General features: G+C 65.8%; 12 protein-coding genes. 7 read left to right on the plus strand and 5 right to left on the minus strand.

Going from position 1 to position 18,948, the window contains the following annotated elements:
• Both VN634_20390 and VN634_20395 read left to right on the plus strand, forming a co-directional pair.
• A partial coding sequence (locus VN634_20390) for a 3-deoxy-7-phosphoheptulonate synthase (GenBank protein HXC53259.1) occupies positions 1–560 on the plus strand: 560 nt, incomplete at its 5' end.
• Positions 561–1,018: 458 nt separating this feature from the next.
• Positions 1,019–1,351, plus strand: a complete 333-nt coding sequence (locus VN634_20395) for a type II toxin-antitoxin system HicB family antitoxin (GenBank protein ID HXC53260.1) — start codon at positions 1,019–1,021, stop codon at positions 1,349–1,351.
• A gap of 24 nt (positions 1,352–1,375) precedes the next feature.
• Here the strand turns inward: VN634_20395 and VN634_20400 are convergent, their stop codons facing one another.
• The 4 genes from VN634_20400 to VN634_20415 all read right to left on the minus strand — a co-directional run bounded on the left by VN634_20400 (position 1,376) and on the right by VN634_20415 (position 11,551).
• Complete coding sequence (locus tag VN634_20400; GenBank protein HXC53261.1) at positions 1,376–2,347, minus strand: YihY/virulence factor BrkB family protein; 972 nt, start codon at positions 2,345–2,347, stop codon at positions 1,376–1,378.
• 123 nt (positions 2,348–2,470) lie between these two features.
• The gene (locus VN634_20405; GenBank protein HXC53262.1) at positions 2,471–4,111 is read right to left on the minus strand and encodes a response regulator; all 1,641 of its coding nucleotides are present in this window, start codon (positions 4,109–4,111) and stop codon (positions 2,471–2,473) included.
• Complete coding sequence (locus VN634_20410) at positions 4,108–10,413, minus strand: HAMP domain-containing protein (GenBank protein ID HXC53263.1); 6,306 nt, start codon at positions 10,411–10,413, stop codon at positions 4,108–4,110. Before VN634_20410 ends, VN634_20405 begins: the two co-directional genes overlap by 4 nt.
• A 316-nt stretch (positions 10,414–10,729) precedes the next feature.
• A complete protein-coding gene (locus VN634_20415; protein ID HXC53264.1) occupies positions 10,730–11,551 on the minus strand; it encodes an SDR family oxidoreductase in 822 nt (273 codons plus the stop codon).
• A gap of 65 nt (positions 11,552–11,616) precedes the next feature.
• Here VN634_20415 and VN634_20420 point away from each other — a divergent pair, with 65 nt between their 5' ends.
• Together VN634_20420 and VN634_20425 are read left to right on the plus strand one after the other, a co-directional pair.
• Complete coding sequence (locus tag VN634_20420) at positions 11,617–12,219, plus strand: helix-turn-helix domain-containing protein (protein ID HXC53265.1); 603 nt, start codon at positions 11,617–11,619, stop codon at positions 12,217–12,219.
• 108 nt (positions 12,220–12,327) lie between these two features.
• Positions 12,328–13,236 carry a glutathione S-transferase family protein gene (locus VN634_20425; protein ID HXC53266.1) on the plus strand — a complete coding sequence of 303 codons (909 nt, stop codon included), beginning with the start codon at positions 12,328–12,330 and terminating at the stop codon, positions 13,234–13,236.
• Positions 13,237–13,239: 3 nt separating this feature from the next.
• Here the strand turns inward: VN634_20425 and VN634_20430 are convergent, their stop codons facing one another.
• Positions 13,240–13,998 carry a sterol desaturase family protein gene (locus VN634_20430; protein HXC53267.1) on the minus strand — a complete coding sequence of 253 codons (759 nt, stop codon included), beginning with the start codon at positions 13,996–13,998 and terminating at the stop codon, positions 13,240–13,242.
• A gap of 105 nt (positions 13,999–14,103) precedes the next feature.
• Between VN634_20430 and VN634_20435 the strand changes: the two genes are divergently transcribed.
• The 3 genes from VN634_20435 to VN634_20445 are packed head-to-tail and all read left to right on the plus strand — an operon-like array spanning position 14,104 to position 18,917.
• Positions 14,104–15,765: a hypothetical protein gene (locus VN634_20435; GenBank protein ID HXC53268.1), complete on the plus strand. Its 1,662-nt coding sequence runs from the start codon at positions 14,104–14,106 to the stop codon at positions 15,763–15,765.
• 18 nt (positions 15,766–15,783) lie between these two features.
• The gene (locus VN634_20440) at positions 15,784–17,391 is read left to right on the plus strand and encodes a di-heme oxidoredictase family protein (GenBank protein ID HXC53269.1); all 1,608 of its coding nucleotides are present in this window, start codon (positions 15,784–15,786) and stop codon (positions 17,389–17,391) included.
• Positions 17,388–18,917 (plus strand): di-heme oxidoredictase family protein, encoded by a 1,530-nt coding sequence (locus tag VN634_20445; GenBank protein ID HXC53270.1) that lies wholly within the window; start codon positions 17,388–17,390, stop codon positions 18,915–18,917. The genes VN634_20440 and VN634_20445 overlap by 4 nt, the downstream gene beginning before the upstream one ends.
• Positions 18,918–18,948 lie beyond the last annotated feature (31 nt).

Genomic DNA, 18,948 nt, shown 5'->3' on the forward strand with positions numbered 1-18,948 from the left:
CGGAGAGCCAGGTTCATCGCGAGCTCGCTTCGGGCCTTTCGGTTCCGGTCGGATTCAAGAACGGCACCGACGGCAACGTGCAGATCTGCATCGACGCGATCCGCGCCGCGGCCGGGGCGCACCACTTCCTTTCGGTGACCAAGCAGGGCGACGCGGCGATCGTCGAGACGCGTGGCAACGACGCGTGCCACGTGATCCTTCGCGGATCCACGAGCGGGCCGAACTACGACTCGGCGAGCATCGATGCCGTGGTCGCAAAGCTGCGCGCGGCCAAGCTCGCCGAGCGCGTGATGATCGACTGCAGCCACGGCAACAGCCGCAAGGATTTCCACCGCCAGGTGGAAGTTGCAGAAGACGTCGCCCGCCAGGTCCATTCCGGCTGCGCATCGATCTGCGGCGTGATGCTCGAGTCGAACCTCGTCGAAGGGCGTCAGGACCTCGTCGCCGGCCAGCCGCTGACGTATGGGCAGTCGATCACGGATGCCTGCATCTCGTGGGACACGACCGTGCCGGTGCTCGAGACGCTCGCAGAAGCGGTGCGGGCGCGGCGCGGTCGTTGACTGTGCCGACACCGATAGTCCGACTGGCGTCAATGTTTCGAGCTTGATGACACCGATGTCGTAGCGGCGCGGAGCCGCGCGGTTTACGGACAGGAATGCGTAATGGACATCCCCGTTCTGTAGCCGCTCCACCCCCGCCTTTGCCATTCGCGACGCGCGCGATCGGCTCTGGCCACTGCTAGCATTTCGCGCTATCAAATGAAGCCGCGGAACGCGAGGCAGCGGCGGACGCTTGCAGCGGTGTTCACCCACCCGACGCCAGGCTCGATCCTCTTCGCCGATATCGAGTCTCTGATCGTCGCTCTTGGTGGCTCTGTCGTCGAGCGAGCCGGCTCCCGCGTCAAGATCACGCTGGGCACGGAGCAATGGCACTGTCATCGGCCCCATCCCGGTAAAGAGGCAAGACGCTATCAGGTGGAGGAAGTCCGCGAGCTTCTCGAACGCGCAGGAATCCGACCATGAGTGTCATGAAATACAAGGGCTACACCGCCCGCATCGAGTACGACGAGCGCGACGAGATTTTCATAGGTCGGGTTCTCGGTCTTCGCGCCATCGTCAGCTTCCACGGATCGACGGTAAACGAGCTCCGAAAGCAGCTGCGAATCGCGGTGAACGAGTTTCTTCGTGATTGCGGCAAAAAGGGTGTGCGGCCAGAGAAAGAGGCCTCCGGAAAAATGCTGTTGCGGGTTCCGCCGGAGGTGCACGGCGCCGCTCTCGTCGCGGCGAAAGCAAAGGGCAAAAGCCTGAATCAGTGGGCGACCGAAGTGCTGGCTCGCGCGGCGCGCGTCTGACCACTTACCCAGGCCAGGCCTGACTCATCTCGCCATCGGCGCGCCGCGCATCGCCGGTTGCGGGGTTCCGGTCTGCCGATGTACGCGCCGGCGCTCGGGGGCTGCGGCCTGTGCGACCTTTTTCGGCGTGCCGGTTTCGATGTGCGAGCCGTACTCGTTCGCCCACACCTGCGTGAACTCGGCGCCGAACAGCAGGATCTGCGCCGAGTAGTAAACCCACACGAAGACGACCGCGAGAGAGCCCGCAGCGCCGAACACGCTCGCGGTGCTGCTTTTGCCGAGGTACAGCCCGATCAGTGCCTTGCCGAGCGTAAAGAGCAGCGCCGTCACAAGTGCGCCGACGGCGACGTCGCGCCATGCGACGCGTACGTCCGGCAGGAACTTGAAGATCATCGCGAACATCCCGGCCGACATCAGCAGCGACACGACACCGTTGACGACATGCCACGCGAACGCGCCTCCGGGCAGCGTGTGGCTGACCCAGTCTCCGACGGCTGTCAGCACCGCGCTCAGAACGAGCGAAACCAGCAGCAGGAATCCGATCGACAGCACCATCGCGAACGACATCATCCGGTTGCGAAGGAATGCGAGCATGCCTTCGTTGGGTTTTTCTTCGACGCCCCACACCGTGTTCAGCGCGCCCTGCAACTCGACGAACACGCCGGATGCACCAGCCAGCAGCATCGCAACGCCGATCACGGTCGCAATGATGCCGGAGCTCTGGTTCTTCGAAGCGTTGTCGATCATTCCCTCGATGGCTTTGCCGCCGTCCTGGCCGACGAGGCCGCCCATCGTCTGGATGATCGAATGGCGGGCAGTGTCGCCGCCGACGACGAAGCTCGCGACGGCGATCGTGATCACGAGCAGCGGCGCGAGCGAGAAGACGGTGTAGTACGAAATCGCCGCGCCGAGGCGCGCGGCCTTGTCGTTGGTCCACTCCCGGTACGATTGCTGGAAAAGATTTTTGCCGGCGGTGGTTGCGCTGCGGAGGTCCATCTTCCGTCTCCTCGTGCCGGCTGCTCGCGCAGCCGCGGCTCGCCAACTGAGTTTCGCACTCGCGTGCTTCAGCCGTTGAGCTTCGCACTCGCGTGCTCAGCCGTCAGCTTGGCACGCTCGCGCTCAGCTGTCTGCGATCAGCCTGAGGAGCTCGTCGATCTTGACGGGCTTGACCGTGTGGAGGTCGAACCCGGCCTCTTTGGAGCGTTCGCGATCGCGATCCTGACCGTACCCGGTCAGCGCGATGATGCAGGTGTCGGAAAGTCCCTGCTGGCGCATGCGGCGGCACACTTCGTATCCGTCGATACCCGGAAGTCCGATATCGAGAAGAATCACCGCCGGTTTTTCGCTCGTGGCGACGTCGATTGCGGTCTGTCCGTCGTAGGCGACCCGCACGTCGAAGCCTCGCATCTGCATGAGCATCGTCAAGCTGTCGGCCGCGTCCTGGTTATCGTCCACGACGAGAATACGGCGCGGCTTGCCGTTCGTGCTCGTCGGGTGTTCGACGACCGCCGCATCCGCGCGCAGCTCTTCACTGCGACACGGAATCCGTACCGTGAACTCGCTGCCCTTTCCGGGGCCTGCGCTCGCGGCGGTCACCATTCCACCATGCATCTCGACGAGGCTTTTGACGAGAGACAGCCCGATTCCAAGTCCACCTTGCGCGCGATCGAGGGAACGTTCGCCCTGCGCGAACAGCTCGAAAATCTGCGTGAGCATCTCGGGTGCGATTCCGATCCCCTGATCGCGTACGGTGATCGCGACCATCGTGCCCATCTTCTCCACGATGAGGTCGATGCGCCCGCGCTCGTTCTGGTATTTGGCGGCGTTGGTCAGCAGGTTGCCGATCACCTGGGTAATGCGCGTCAGGTCGCCGTCGATCGAGATCTTCTCGTCGGGGAGCCGGACGACCAGCTGATGATGCTGTTTCTCGACGAGCGCGCGGCTGGTCTCGACCGCGCAGCTGACGGCCTCGGCAAGGTCGAATGGCTGCAGCCGCAGCTTGATCTTGCCCTGCGTGATGCGCGAGACGTCGAGCAGGTCGTCGACCAGCCGCGTCAGCTGGTCGGCCTGGCGTTCGATGACTTCGCGGCACCAGATCAGCTCGGGATCCTTCGTTTCCTTTGCGCGCATGATGCCGGCGGCGTTGCGCACCGATGCGAGCGGGTTGCGAAGCTCGTGCGCGAGCAGCGCGAGAAACTCGTCCTTTCGATGGTCGGCTTCGCGAAGCTGCTGCGTCAGCGCTTCCTGCTTCGCGCTGGCCGCTTCGAGCGCGGCCGTGCGCTCGGCGACGCGCTGCTCGAGCTCGCGGTTGAGCCGCTCGGATTCGCGCGTCTTCCTGTAGAGCTCGGTGAACACGCTGACTTTGGCGCGCAGCAGCTCCGGCACGACCGGCACCGCGACATAGTCGACGGCGCCCGACTCGTAGCCCTTGAGACGGTCGAGGTCGGTCAGGTGTACCGCCGACACGAAGATGATCGCGGTCTTCTGATAGCGCGGATGTCCGCGAATGATCTCGGCGAGCTCGAACCCGTCGATGTCGGGCATGCTGACGTCCATCAGCACGACCGTGATCTCGTTGCGCAGCAGGTGGTCGAGCGCTTCCTTCGCCGAGTTGGCCTTGATCAGGTTCTCGCCGAGCTGGTTCAGCATCGCTTCGTAGCTGAGCAGCTTGGCCGGCTGATCGTCCACGAGGAGGATGTTGACCGCCTCGTGGTGATTGCCGTTCGCCACCGGCGTAAGGGAGGAAACGGGTTGTGTCATCGGTGCAGCCACAGGCGCAGCGCCGACAGAAGCTGCTCGGTGTTGACGGGTTTGGCGAGATAATCGGACGCGCCGGCTTCGAGGCATTTCTCGCGGTCGCCCTTCATGGCCTTCGCGGTCAGCGCGACGATCGGCAGCCTCCGGAACTCGGTTTTCTGGCGGATGACCTGCATGGTCTGATAGCCGTCCATCTCCGGCATCATGATGTCCATCAGCACGATTGCAACGTTCGGGGTGGTCTCGAGCGTCGTGATCGCCTCGTAGCCCGTCCCGGCCGTCAGCACCTCCATGCCGCGGCGCTCGAGCACGCTGCTGAGCGCGAAGATGTTGCGGACGTCGTCGTCGACGACCAGCACCTTCTTGCCGAGCAGGTCGTCGTCCGAGCGATGCAGCCGGTCGAGCATCTGCTGTTTCTCCGGCGGCAGGTCGGAGATCACGCGGTGCAGGAACAGCGCGGTCTCGTCGAGCAGCCGCTCGGGCGACTCGACGCCTTTGACGACCACGCTGCGTGCCAGCATGTGCAGGCGCGCGTCTTCTTCCGGCGAGAGCTCCTTGCCGGTGAAGACCACGACCGGCAGGTCGGCCAGGCTCTCGTCGTCGCGCATGGTCTCGAGCACCTGGAAGCCGCTCATGTCCGGAAGTCTCAGGTCGAGCACGCAGCAGTCGTAGGACTTCTCGCGCAGGGCCTTGAGCGCCTCTTCGCCGCTGGCCGCGGTCTCGATCGTGATGTCGTCGTGCTCGAGCAGCGTGTTGATGCTGAGCTGCTCGGCCGGATTGTCCTCGACGACCAGCAGCCGCTTGCTGCGCGGAACCGCGAAGTCCTTGATGCGGCCGAGCGCCGCTTCGAGGCCTTCGGTCGTCGTCGGCTTGGCGAGGAACGAGAACGCTCCGCGTGCAAGCCCGTGCTGCCGATCTTCATCGAGCGTGACGATCTGCACCGGGATGTGCCGAAGAGTGGGATCCTGCTTGAGCTGATTCAGCACCGTCCAGCCGAGCATGTCGGGCAGGAACACGTCGAGCGAAACCGCCGTCGGCGTGTGCTCGCGCGCGAGCTCGAGCGCATCGGCGCCGCGCATCGCCACCAGCACCTTGAATCCCTGCAGATGGGCCTGGTCGAGCAGGATGCGCGCGTAGCTCGGATCGTCCTCGACGATCAGCAGCACCGGATCTCCCGGGTTCAGCTCGTGACGGTCGTCCGGAATCTGGTCGATCGGGCGATCGACGGCGCGCACGCCAGACAATAGCGGCGTCGCCGGAGGCGAATCGGCCATCTGTCCCGACGCTGCGGTCGGGCCCGCATACGACTGCGGCAGGTACAGCGTGAACGTACTGCCTTGTCCCGGCGTGCTGCGAAGCTGGATCTCACCGCCGAGCAGCGACGCGAGCTCGCGGCTGATCGCGAGACCGAGACCGGTGCCGCCGTAGCGCCGGCTGGTGCCGGCGTCGGCCTGCTGGAACGCCTCGAAGATGATGCGCTGCTTCTCGGCCGGAATGCCGATGCCGGTATCCGACACTTCGAACGCGATCACGTTCTGTGCGCGACCGAGCACCGGGTGCTCCGGATTGAAGCCACTGTCGACCCTGGAGACGGCGAGGCGAACGCCGCCCTGCTCGGTGAACTTGAACGCGTTCGACAGGAGGTTCTTCAGGACCTGCTGCAGGCGCTTGGAGTCGGTGACCATCGTCGAGCCGATCGCAGGATCGATGCGCACGTCGAGCGAGAGCTTCCTGTTGTCGGCCTCGTGGCGAAACGGCCGCGCGATCGCCTCGAGCACGTTCGTGACGATGACTTCCTCGGCAACGACCGTCACCGTTCCCGACTCGATCTTGGACAGGTCGAGAATGTCGGTGATCAGGTTCAGCAGGTCGGTGCCTGCGCCGTGGATCGTTCGCGCGAACTCGACCTGTTTCGGCGTCAGGTTGCCCTCGACGTTCTCGCCGAGCTGCTGGCCGAGGATCAGGATCGAGTTGAGCGGAGTGCGCAGCTCGTGCGACATGTTCGCGAGGAATTCGGACTTGTACTTCGACGTGAGCGCGAGCTCGGTCGCCTTTTCTTCGACGGCGCGCCGGGCCTGCTCGATTTCCTGGTTCTTGCGCTCGACCTCGGCGTTCTGTTCGGCGAGCTGCTGGGCCTTCTGCGCGAGCTGCTCGTTGGTCTGCTGCAGCTCCTTCTTCTGCGACCCGAGCTCGGCCGCGAGCTGCTGCGACTGCACCAGCAGGCCTTCGGTCTGCATCGTCGCTTCGATCGAGTTGAGCACGATGCCGATCGACGTCGTCAGCTGCTCGAGGAACGCGAGGTGCGACGCGGTGAACGATCCGAGGGATGCCAGCTCGATGACCGCCTTGACCTCGCCTTCGAACAGAACCGGCAGCACGATCACGCTGCGCGGCTTCGAACGGAACAGTCCGGAGCTGACCGGCACCGAATCGGGCGGCAGGTCGTTGATCAGGATGCGGCGCCGGTCGGCCGCGCACTGTCCGAGCAGGCCTTCGCCGACGCGGATGACCGGGTTGTGACCGTTGGATCCGTCGTCGGCGAACGATGCGATCAGGTACAGCTCGTTCGGCTCGCCGCCTTCGGTCCGGTAGATGACGCCCTGGTGCGCGTTGACGAGCGGCGTCAGCTCCGACAGCAGCATCCGTCCCACCGTCGACAGGTCGCGCTGTCCCTGCAGCATGCCGGTAAAGCGCGCGAGGTTGGTCTTGAGCCAGTCCTGCTCGGTGTTGCGGTCCGTCGTCAGACGGAGGTTGTCGATCATCGTGTTGATATTGTCTTTGAGCTCGGCCATTTCGCCGCGCGCTTCCACCTGGATGGAGCGCGTCAGGTCGCCCTGCGTCACGGCCGTGGCCACTTCGGCGATTGCGCGGACCTGGCCCGTCAGGTTTGCGGCCAGCAGGTTCACGTTGCCGGTAAGATCCTTCCACGTGCCGGCCGCGCCGGGCACGTTCGCCTGGCCGCCGAGTCGGCCTTCCACGCCGACTTCGCGCGCCACCGTCGTCACCTGGTCGGCGAACGTCGCGAGCGTTCCGGTCATGTCGTTGATCGTTTCCGCGAGTGCGGCGACTTCGCCTTTCGCGTTCACGGTCAGCTTCGGCTTGAGGTCGCCGTTGGCCACGGCGGTCACGACGCGCACGATGCCGCGTACCTGTTCGGTGAGGTTCGCCGCCATGACGTTGACGTTGTCGGTAAGATCCTTCCACGTGCCGGCCACGCCGGGCACCTTGGCCTGACCACCGAGCTTTCCTTCGGTGCCGACTTCGCGCGCGACGCGCGTCACTTCGGCGGCGAACGCGTTGAGCTGATCGACCATCGTGTTGATGGTCAGCTTGAGCTCGAGAACTTCGCCCTTCACGTCCACGGTGATCTTTCGCGAGAGGTCGCCGCGTGCCACGGCGGTCGTCACTTCGGCGACGTTGCGGACCTGCGTCGTCAGGTTTGCGGCGAGCAGGTTCACGTTGTCGGTAAGATCCTTCCACGTGCCGGCCACGCCGCTCACGTTGGCCTGACCGCCGAGCTTGCCGTCGGTACCGACTTCGCGCGCGACGCGCGTGACTTCGGCCGCGAACGAACGCAGCTGCTCGACCATGCGGTTGAGCGTTTCCTTGAGATTGAGCAGCTCGCCGCGCACGTCGACGGTGATCTTCTTGGACAAGTCGCCGTTGGCGATGGCGGTTGCGACTTCGGCGATGTTTCGAACCTGCGCCGTCAGGTTCGACGCCATCGAGTTGACCGAGTCGGTGAGATCCTTCCACGTGCCGGCCACGCCGGGCACCTGCGCCTGGCCGCCGAGCCGGCCTTCGGTTCCGACCTCGCGCGCAACGCGCGTAACTTCGCCGGCGAAGCCGTTGAGCTGGTCGACCATCGTGTTGATGGTGTTCTTGAGCTCGAGGATTTCTCCCGAGACGTTCACGGTGATCTTGCGTGAAAGGTCGCCGCGCGCGACGGCCGTGGTCACCTCGGCGATGTTTCGAACCTGCGCGGTAAGGTTACCGGCCATGAAGTTGACGTTGTCGGTAAGGCCCTTCCACGTGCCGGCGACGCCGGGCACCTGCGCCTGACCGCCGAGCTTGCCTTCGGTTCCGACTTCGCGCGCGACGCGCGTGACTTCGGCGGCGAACGCGTTGAGCTGGTCGACCATCGTGTTGATGGTGTCCTTGAGCTCGCGGATTTCGCCGGACACGTCGACGGTGATTTTCTTCGACAAGTCGCCGTTCGCGATGGCGGTCGCGACTTCGGCGATGTTTCGGACCTGCGCCGTGAGGTTACCGGCCATGAAGTTGACCGAGTCGGTAAGGTCCTTCCAGGTTCCGCCGACGCCGGGCACGGTGGCCTGGCCGCCGAGCTTTCCTTCGGTTCCGACTTCGCGGGCAACGCGCGTCACTTCGGACGCGAACGCGTTGAGCTGGTCGACCATCGTGTTGAGCGTGTCTTTGAGCTCGAGGATCTCGCCTTTGACGTCGACCGTGATCTTCGACGAAAGGTCGCCGCGCGCCACGGCCGTTGCGACTTCCACGATGTTGCGGACCTGTCCCGTCAGGTTGCTCGCCATCGAGTTGACCGAGTCGGTAAGGTCCTTCCAGGTTCCGGCGACGCCCGGCACCTGAGCCTGACCGCCGAGCTTTCCTTCGGTTCCGACTTCGCGCGCGACGCGCGTGACCTCGGCGGCGAACGCGTTGAGCTGGTCGACCATCGTGTTGATCGTGACCTTGAGCTCGAGGACTTCGCCCTTCACGTCGACGGTGATCTTTCTCGAGAGATCGCCGCGGGCCACGGCGGTCGTCACTTCGGCGATGTTTCGTACCTGCGTCGTCAGGTTGGCGGCCAGCAGGTTGACGTTGTCGGTAAGATCCTTCCACGTACCGGCAACACCGGGCACCGCAGCCTGTCCGCCGAGTCGGCCTTCGGTTCCGACTTCGCGCGCGACGCGCGTGACCTCCGATGCAAAGCCGTTCAGCTGATCCACCATCGTGTTGAGCGTTTCCTTGAGCTGAAGGATTTCGCCCGACACGTTCACGGTGATTTTCTTGGAAAGGTCGCCGCGTGCGATTGCGGTCGCCACTTCGGCGATGTTTCGAACCTGCGCCGTCAGGTTGCCGGTCATGAAGTTGACGTTGTCGGTAAGGTCCTTCCACGTTCCAGCGACACCGGGCACCTGCGCCTGGCCGCCGAGCTTTCCTTCGGTTCCGACTTCGCGCGCGACGCGCGAGACTTCGCCGGCGAATGCGTTGAGCTGATCGACCATCGTGTTGATGGTGTTCTTGAGCTCGAGAACTTCGCCCTTGACGTCGACGGTGATTTTTCTCGAAAGGTCGCCGCGTGCGACGGCCGTCGTCACTTCGGCGATGTTTCGAACCTGCGTCGTCAGGTTTGCGGCCAGAAGGTTGACGTTGTCGGTAAGGTCCTTCCACGTTCCGGCCACGCCCGGCACCACGGCCTGTCCGCCGAGCTTTCCTTCCGTTCCGACTTCGCGCGCGACGCGCGTGACTTCGGAAGCGAAGCCGCGCAGCTGGTCGACCATCGAGTTGATGGCTTCCTTGAGCAGGAGAATTTCGCCGCGGACGTCGACGGTGATCTTTCGCGAGAGGTCGCCGCTGGCGACGGCGATCGTGACTTCGGAGATGTTTCGAACCTGCGCGGTCAGGTTCGAGGCCATCGAGTTGACCGACTCGGTCAGGTCCTTCCAGACGCCGCTTACGCCGGGCACCTGCGCCTGACCGCCGAGCTTGCCGTCGGAGCCGACTTCGCGCGCGACGCGCGTGACCTCCGACGTGAAGACCGACAGCTGCTCGATCATCGTGTTGACGATGGTTGCCGAGCGCAGGAACTCGCCCTCGAGGGGGCGCCCGTCGACGTCGAGTCGCATGGTCTGCGTCAGGTGTCCCTGCGCGACGGCCGCGATGGCGCCGGTGACTTCGGTGGTCGGCCGCAGGAGATCGTCGATCAGCGTGTTGACCGAGCCCTCCATCTCGCCCCACGCGCCGCGGCGCTGGTCGAAGCGGGTTCGCTCGCGGGTCTTGCCTTCCTTCCCGACCACCTGGCCGACGCGCTTGAGCTCCTGCGCCATCTTCTGGTTGGCCGTGACGATGTCGTTGAACGTGTCGGCGATCTTGCCGTCGATGCCGGCCAGATCGCCTGGAAGCTGGACCGAGAAGTCGCCGCTGCGCATTCGCTGCAGCGCGTGGAGGAGCTGCCGGCGGTCGAGCGGGACCGACAGGACTGCTTCCCCTTTGACGGCGCCGTTGGTGCCGGCGCGGGTACGACTGGGTCTGGGAGCGGTAGCTGAACCTGGAATGGTTTCCACGTGGAACTCCGTAAGCGGCCTAAGGCTGCGGAAACAAGGCGATCCCGTTATGGCGCGGACACGCGGTCGGGCGCGGGAAAGAGTGAAACAATTCGCCAATTGTGTGAAGAGCAGAGCTGCGGAAATACCCCGCACATGGGGGTAATTTTTTTGGGCGAACGCATCTAATTTCCCCGACGCCCGGCGTCATCGGAAATCTCGGAATCCTAACCGGCGGGAGCCGGAAATCGGGGACAGGAAATCGGGGACAGACACTGATTTCCGGATATCAGGGACAGACACCGATTTCGTGGAACCGGTGCCTGCCCCGCATTCCTCAGAACGCGAGCTGTTTCGGGGGCCGCACGACCACCTCGGCAACGTTCACGTAGATCGGCTGGCTGATCGCGAACAGCACCGCGTTGGCCACGTCCTCAGGGCTCGAGAGCACCTGGCGCACCCGCGGCTGCAGCGTCTTCATGACGTCGTCGGGCAGACGCTCGCCCTTTTTGACCTCGCCTTCGTAGCCGGCGGCCTTGAGGAACCCCGATACGAACGCCTCGTCGAAGTTGCGGGCGAAATTGGTGCCGATCGCCCCCGGCGAAATATTGACGACGCGGATGTTGTCCTCCTCGAGCTCGCGCCGCAGCGTGCTCGAGATGCTGGAGACTGCGTGCTTGGTGGCGCCGTAGACGCCCGAGTCGCTGCGGTGCGCCGCGATCGACGAGATGTTGACGATGTGCCCTTCGGCCTTGCACGCGCGCATCACGCGCACGGCCTCCTGGCAGCCGACGAGCAGCGCGAGGATGTTGGTCTCGAGCATCGAGCGCCATTCCTCCGGATCGCCGTCGACGATCGGTGTCGGATACGAAAGCCCCGCATTGTTGACCATGATGTCGAGGCGGCCGGTGTCGCGGGCGGCGCGCTGCACGAGATCGCGCGTCTCGTCGACATTGCGCAGGTCGACGACGGCCACGGTGGCCTTGCCGCCGGCGGCCTCGATTTTGGCGCGCGATTCTTCCATCGCGGCCAGTGTGCGGCCGGCAAGGAACACGTGGGCTCCGGCGCCGCCGAGCGCCTCGGCGATCGCGCGCCCGATGCCGCTCGAAGCGCCGGTTACGATTGCAGTCTTTCCGGAAAGGGATGCGGTGGTGTGCATGACGGGTCCTCCTTGGGTTGCCGCAAATTGACAGTCTGAACCTATTTTGTCAATTTGTAACGGTCATGGCCCGGCCCGTCACCGCCACGCGCGAGCGCATTCTTTCCGCCGCGTTCGCCCGTTTTTCGCACTACGGCTACCGCCGCACGTCGATGGAGGACATCGCCGCCGAGGCCGGGGTTTCGCGCGCGTCGCTGTACAGCCAGTTCCAGAACAAGGAAGAGATCTTCCGCACGCTCGCGAGCGAGCTTCACAAGGCAGCGCTGGCCGGCGTCGAGGCTGCGCTCGCGCGCGACGCTCCGCTCGCCCGGCGGCTGGTCGCAGCGGCCGAGGCCAAGAGTCTGCGCTTCGTCGAGGTCGCGTTCGCATCCCCGCACGGCGGCGAGCTGCTCGACGAGAACGGGCGGCTGTGCGGCGATCTCGGCACGCAGACCGAAGCGCGCTTTCGCGAGCTGCTGACCGATGCGCTGCGGCGCGCATCGCGAAGCGGCGAGATCGACCTTGCGTCGGTCGGACTGACGGCCGCCGACGCGGCCGAGCTGCTTTCGCGCGCGATGTCGGGCCTGAAGGGCCCGGGCCTTACCGTTCCATCCTATCGCAAGAAGCTGGCCGCGCTGATCCGCGTTTTCGTCGCCGGCTTCCAGTCGGAACGTCGCGCCAGCCGCTGAGCGTTCGGCTCGAACGTCGTCGAGCCGGGGACCGTTGGTCGGACGCTTCAGGCAATCATCGGCTCGGCGTTCGTTTGCACGTTCGCGCGTCCGGCGTAACTGGCACGTATGAACGAGCTCATACTGCATCACTACTGGGAGTCACCGTACGCGGAAAAGATCCGCCGCGTGATGGGCATGAAGAACCTCGCGTGGCGGTCGGTGATCATCCCCATGATGATGCCGAAGCCGGATCTCACGGCGCTCACCGGCGGCTACCGCAAGACGCCGGTGCTGCAGATCGGCGCCGACATCTACTGCGACAGCGACCTGATCGCGCGCGAGATCGACCGCCGCCATCCCGATCCGCCGCTGTTCCCCGCGGAAAGCGTCGCGCTCGCGATGATGCTCAGCTCCTGGCAGCAGGAGTTCTTCTTTCTGGCGGTACGAACCGCCGGCATGAGCGCACCGATTTTTCCGCCCGGTTTTCTCAAGGATCGCGCCACGATGGTCGACGTGCCGCTTACGATGGAGCAGGCGATCTCCGATGCGCCGGCGCTTCTGCAGCAGCTTCGCGCCAAGCTCGACCTTCTCGACCGGCATCTGTCCACGCGCCGGTTCGTGCTCGGCGACGTGGCCGGGCTTGCCGACCTGTCGCTGTTTCATCCGGCCAACACGTTGCGGGTGGTTCCGCAGACGACGCCGCTGCTCGAGCCGTTCGCCAGCGTGCGCTCATGGATGGAGCGCATCGATGCGTTCGGCTACGGGGCCATCACCGAGATGAGCCCGGCCGATGCGGTCGAAGTCGCGCGCGCGGCAACGCCGGAGCGCGGCGGCAGCGTCGATCCCGACGAGATCATCGGCCTCACCGCCGGCGACGGCGTCGAGGTCGTGCACGAAAGCTTCGGCCGCGATCCGGTCGCCGGCGAGCTCGTCTCGTCAACGGTTCAGGAGATTGCCATTGCTCGCCGCGACGATCGCGCCGGCGACGTCGTCGTCCATTTCCCGCGCGAGCACTACAAGGTGAAGAAGCTCTGAGGCCTACCAGATCAGCGGACGCCAGCGGTCGGCCGTGGTCCGATATTCCTTGACCCCGGTCTTCACGAATTCATCGTCTTCGGGCTTGCGATACGTGCCGCCGAGCAGGTCGAACAGCGGAAACGCCTGCGCGAAGTTCGTCCCATGGTCGTGGGCGTCGAGATCGTGGTGAATGCGGTGGTACTGCGGTCCGACGATGAGCGGCGTCAGCGGGCCGAGCGACAGCCGGAGGTCCATGTGGGCGAAGTAAAGGAGGGCGACACCGATCCCGCCCGCAATCGCCGTTCCGCCCGCATTGAAACCAAGAATCCACAGCACCGGAACGATCAGCAGAAGAAACTGCAGCGGCCGCTCGAGGAAATGCGTGCGCCGCGCCGTCGTGATGTTCACGGCCGGATCGCTGTGGTGAATCGCATGGATACGCCACAGAAGCGGAGACCAGTGCTGAAGCCGGTGGTAGAGGTAATAGAGGCCGTCGATCAGGAAGACTGCGGCCAGCCCGTAAAGAAGCGGATTTTCGAGCAGCGGAGCGCGCGGCGCGCCGGGATAGCCGCGCAGCCAGCTCGACGACGGCTGCGCGAGCACCCACTTCAGCAGGAGACCGCCGGCCACGAAGTTGAGCAGCATCGCACCGAGATTCCCGAGACGCTCGGATGCCGCGGGCCGCATGCCGGTCGAAAAACGGTGCTCGATCGGAATCGCGATCGCGAAAATGGCCAGCCCCCACCACAGCTCGGAGGCATGTCGAAACAGGTCGGTCATGACTGAGGAACGGGGGAGAATAACCACCGCCCGCCGGACAGGCAATGGACATTGCGGCGCCGTTCGGACACGGAGCGCCACTCCTTTGAGCTTGTGGTGGAACCTTTGACGCTTTCCTGGCGCGACTACGCGGGTGCTGCCGTCCTCGCCGTCGCCGTCATCGTCGGCGCGGCGCTGCGCATGCAGCCGGGCGTCATCGGCGTGATCGATGACGATGCCGTCTATGCCGTGACCGCCAAGTCGCTCGCCGAGGGGCACGGCTACCGGCTCATCAACCTGCCGGGGGCGCCGCCGCAGACGAAATACCCGATCCTTTATCCGGCGATCATCTCGCTTGCGTGGCGTGCCGGTGCGCTTTCATCGTCGCCGGGCGTCGAGCAGAGCCTGTTCGCGATGCAGGTAACCACCGCGGCCATCGCCGGCGTCGCGCTCGCGCTGGCCTATCTGTTCATCGTGCGCTTCGGCATTGCGGCACGTACGGCCGCGTTCGCCGCGTGCGTGCTGGTCACGTCGGCGCCGAACTATCTGTTCTACTGCAGCCAGACCGTCTCGGAGATGCCGTTTCTCGCGCTGATGATCGCAGCGCTGTGGGTCGTCGAGCTGCGGCTTCGCGCAACGGGTCCGGCGCCGTCTTTGGCGCGCGACGTGGCCGCCGGCATGCTCGTCGGCCTGCCGTTTCTTTGCCGCACAGCCGGCATCGTGGTTCCGGTCGCGGCGGTCGGTCTGCTTGCGTATCGGCGCAAGCCCGTGCGCGGCATCGCGCTCGGCGTCATGGTCGTGACGCTGCCGTGGCTCGCGTGGATGTTCTACGGTGCACACACGGCGAGCGACGAGATCATCGGTTACCAGACCGACTATCTCGGATGGTGGCGCACGAACGCATCGCTGATCGTGCCGCTGTCGAACATCCGCATGGCGTTCGCGGCGTTCCTGCACATCGATTTCGAGTATCTCGCGCGCGCCGCGTACAACAACATTGCGCATGCGAAGTGGCTGATGGCCGCGCTCGGCAGCCTGCCGTGGATCGTCGTGCTGTCGCGCGCACGCTCGCTGGCCCTCGTGCCGGTCATGCTGCTCGTCTATTTCGCGCTGCTCGTCGCGTGGCCGTGGCCGCCCGACCGCTTCCTCGTCCCGATGCTCCCGCTGCTCGGTGCGATGCTGTTCGATGCCGTCTGGAAGCTTGCTGCGCGCGCGTCGGTTGCCAGGGTTGCAAAGCCGCTCGTGGCCGCGGCGTTTGCTGCCGTGCTGGTGTCGAACGAATGGATGCTTTCGACGTACGTCTCGGCGAGCCGCACGGCCGGCTATCCGTATTTCATCTGGCCGGGCATTCCGGTCGAGTGGCAGAGCTATCAGAAGGCCTTTGCGTGGCTGCGCGAGAACAGCCAGCCGGGGGACGTCGTTGCCGCCGGCTTCGATACGATGACGTCGCTTTACACCGGCCGCGCCGCGATCCGGCCGTTCAACTCGCGGCCGCTCGCGCTGTTCTACGGCGTCGGCGGCTCGCCGGTCGGTGACGTCGCCGAGCTCGAGGGTTTTCTTGCGAGCTACGGCGCGAAGTATCTGCTGCTTGCGCCGCTTCCGGCGTACGACCTGGAGGAGCCGTTCTACAATCTCGTCTACGCCGCGAGCGACGAGCGTCCGGGGCTCCTGCGTCCGGTCTGGCAGCTTCGCACCGATCCGCGCTTCACGATCTATCAGGTGAGCGCTGCCGACCACCGCGGCGGCGGGACGCCGGCGGAAAAGGGGTTGCAGAACCCGGGGCCCTGACGTGTAACGTAGCGAGCTTTGCTCACGCTACGGGGAACCATTTTTGCTGCTCTGGCCGCCGCGCTGTCCGTTGCCGGAGGCCTGTCGGCGGTGCGTGCCGACGAACCCGCGACGCGCGGCGACCGCGCTACGCTGCGCGCCGACGGAGCGACGGTGCGCGCCGACGGAGCGACCGTGCGTGCGGATGGCACGACCATCGTCGACGACGTGGTGCTCACCGAGCTGCTGCAGAAGGCCATCGACCTGCGCCGCCGCGAAGACTTCGACCGCATGCTCGACGCGCGCGATCCCGGCGAGCTGGTCGAGCACGCCACGCTGACCGATCTCGACTTCGACTATCGCAAGCTCGGCATCGACTCGCTGTTCATCGTCGGCGACGAGCTGTTCTCGTATCCGTTCCGGCCCGAGAACGGCTGGGGCGGCAAAGGCCGCCGCGCCGATGCCGTCGATTACACGCCGAGCCCGCGGCGCGTGCACGAAGGCCTGGCGGGCGGACCCGATGCGTTCGCGTGCGCGAGCTGCCACTCGAAAGGCGGCCCTGACGGAGCGGGCACACAGACGCAGAACGCGTTCCTGCGCGGAGACGGTCTTGCCATGCACGGCGCCGACCAGAGAAATCCACCGCACGTGCTCGGCCTCGGCCCCGTCGAGATCCTCGCGCGCGAGATGACCGCCGAGCTTGCCGGCGAAGCCGCGGCCGCCCGCGACAAGGCGAAGAAGGAGCAGCAAGCCGTCGACGAGCCGCTGACCGCGAAAGGCGTCTCGTTCGGCCGCATCGGCGCCGCCGCCGACGGCACGCTCGACTACGCGAACGTCGAAGGCATCGACCACGATCTCGTCGTGCGACCGTTCGGATGGAAAGGCCACCAGGCGCGCCTTCGCGAAATGATCGAGGAGTCGCTGCAGATTCATCAGGGCCTCCTGTCCAAGCGCATCCAGCTCGGCGTAAAGGACGGCACGGTCGATCCGGCGCCGTACGGAAAAGGCCGCTGGGACGACGTCGACGAAGACGGCGTATCGCTCGAGATCGATTCGGGAATGCTGACGACGGTCGTCGGCTATCTCGCACAGCTCGAGGTGCCGGTCGTGCGGCCGCCGCACGATGCGCGCCTGCTCGACATGTTTGCCGCCGGCAGCGCGAAGTTCGACGCGATCGGCTGCGCCGGCTGCCATGTGCGCACGCTTCCGATCAAGGATCCGAAGCTCGACGCGGCCGACGGCACCGGCCGCGCTCCGTTCCTGATCGACGTGTCCAAAGACGGCGACGGACCCAAAGTCGAGCCGCTTTTTGCCGGGCCCGGAAGTCCGTATCTCGTGCACCTGTTCAGCGATCTCAAGCGTCACGACATGGGTGAAGCGCTGGCGTCGCGTGGCCCGGAGCGCGAGGTCGCCGATCGCGAGATCCCGGCAAGGATGTTCCTTACGCGGCCGCTGTGGGGACTTGCCGAATCCGCGCCGTACCTGCACGACGGGCGTGCACCCACGATCGACGACGCCATCACGCTGCACGGCGGAGAAGCCGCCGCCGCGCGCGATGCGTACGTGGCTCTGCCCGACAGCGAACGCGCGAGCGTGCGCGTGTTCCTGACGTCGCTGTCGCGCGCGCCGAAGCTGTTCGTGCCATGAACATACCCACCGCAAAGACCGCCCGGCTGCGTGCGGCATCTGCTGTCCTGATGCTTGCAGGTGTCGCGGCCGGAGCGGCGAATGCCGATGCACCGGCAACTGCCGCCGCATCGACATACGCTGCAGCATCGGCCGATGCCGCTCCGCCAGCGAATGCCGCAGCATCGGCGAATGCCGCAAACTGCCCGCCGATCTCGCGGCCGCCGTCGCTCAGCCTCGACGCCGCGCGCGAAGCGTTCCGCGACGCCGAGCGCCGCCACGAATGGAGAATGCGCGAAGCCGCCGACCCCGGCGCGCTGCTTCGCGACACGCGTGCGATCGTCGATAAAAATCCCGGTATGTGCGTCTCCAGGCTCGCCGAGCTCGGCGAACGCCTGTTCGAGCACGAGTACGACTACGCCGACGGTCTCGGCACGAGCGCCGAGCGCGCCGCGAACGGACCGTTCCGGCGCGTGCACGACGGCCTCGTCGGCGGACCCGAGACGATCTCGTGTCCGTCCTGTCACTGGGTCGGCGGCCCGAACGGCGCTGGCGCCGAGACCGACAACGCGCTGCTGGCCGGAGACGGCGACACGCTCGCGAGCGCCGATGCACGCAATCCGCAGGCACTGGTCGCGCTCGGCGTCGTGCAGGCGCTCGCGCACGAGATGACGCTCGATCTGCAGAAGCAGAAGAGCGACCTGATCAGCGAAACCGGCGGCTCCGGCCCGCGCGAAAAACGCCTCGTCAGCAAAGGCGTCGACTTCGGCGTGCTGCGCGTGAACGCAAAAGGCGAGCTCGATGCGTCGGGTCTCGACGGCGTCGACGCCGACCTCGTCGTCAAGCCGTTCGGCTGGAAGGGCACGCGGCCCGACATCGAAAGCTTCGCGACCGAAGCGCTGCAGCTTCATCTCGCCGTCGACAGCGCGACCGAGCTGGGGCAGGGCGCGCTCAAGGCGCTGTCCGCGCATCTGGCGCTTCTCGAGATGCCGATCGTCGAGCCGCTCAACCAGGATCGCGTGCTGCCCGCGGCGGCGACGGGCATGCTGCCCCCGACCAACACCAGCTTCGTCGACGACTTCATCCGCGGTCGAGACGAGTTCCAGTCGCTCGGATGCGCGAGCTGCCACCGGCCGATGCTCCTGCTCCGTAGCGCGGTGCTCGAGGTCGACGGGCTGCCGCCGATCGATCTCGCGCGCGAGATGCGCTCTCCGGCGATCCAGTACGACGAGGCGGTCGGCGGATATCCGGTGTGGCTGTTCAGCGATCTCAAGCGCCACGACATGGGCGCGGCCAACCGCGCGCGTCACGAGCAGCGCGGCGTTGCTCCCGAGATGTATCTTACGCCGCGACTTTGGGGCGTGGCCGACTCGCAGCCGTATCTGCATGACGGCCGCGCACCGAGCCTCGACTACGCAATTGCCGGACACGACGGCGAGGGCGCCGCCGCACGAGCCGCGTACGCCGCGCTGTCGCGCGAAGACAAGGGTGCGCTGCGCGTGTACCTGATGTCGCTCAGGCGCGCACCGCGCGTCGTCGTGCCTTGACGCCGGCCGCGCGCCGCGCGGCTTTCATCCT

The organism is Candidatus Limnocylindrales bacterium (genome assembly GCA_035571835.1).
Classification (GTDB): Bacteria; Desulfobacterota; Binatia; order UBA1149; family CAITLU01; genus DATNBU01.